The following is a 520-nucleotide window of genomic DNA, read 5'->3' as shown; positions in this document are numbered from 1 at the left end:
CTGTAACGGTGGATCTAACGGTTCCGCTTCGGTGACTCCTTCCGGAGGTGCTGGTGGATATACCTACTCATGGTCGCCTTCGGGTGGAACGGCTGCTACAGCTACTGGACTTGCAGCTGGAAGTTATACCGTAACGGTAACCGATGCTAATTCATGTACGGCTACTCGAAACTTTACAAYTACACAGCCAGCGGCTATCAGTACGGCAACTGCCGCGCAAACAAACGTATCCTGTAACGGTGGATCTAACGGTTCCGCTTCGGTGACTCCTTCGGGAGGTGCTGGTGGATATACCTACTCATGGTCGCCTTCGGGTGGAACGGCTGCTACAGCTACTGGACTTGCGGCTGGAAGTTATACCGTAACGGTAACCGATGCAAATTCTTGTACGGCTACTCGAAACTTTACAATTACACAGCCAGCGGCTATCAGTACGGCAACTGCTGCGCAAACAAACGTATCCTGTAACGGTGGATCTAACGGTTCCGCTTCGGTGACTCCTTCCGGAGGTGCTGGTGGA

The 520-nt window shown here is 52.8% G+C and carries 1 protein-coding gene; it reads left to right on the top strand.

What is annotated here, in order from left to right; genetic code table 11:
• Nucleotides 1-520 (top strand): SprB repeat-containing protein (locus tag AC1DVP_RS21440; protein ID WP_477185495.1); only part of this gene is annotated, 520 nt, incomplete at both ends.

It is taken from the genome of Flavobacterium sp. P3_A6 (assembly GCF_056403035.1).
Note: the sequence above shows the minus strand (reverse complement) of the source record. Positions and strands in the feature narration are given on the sequence as shown.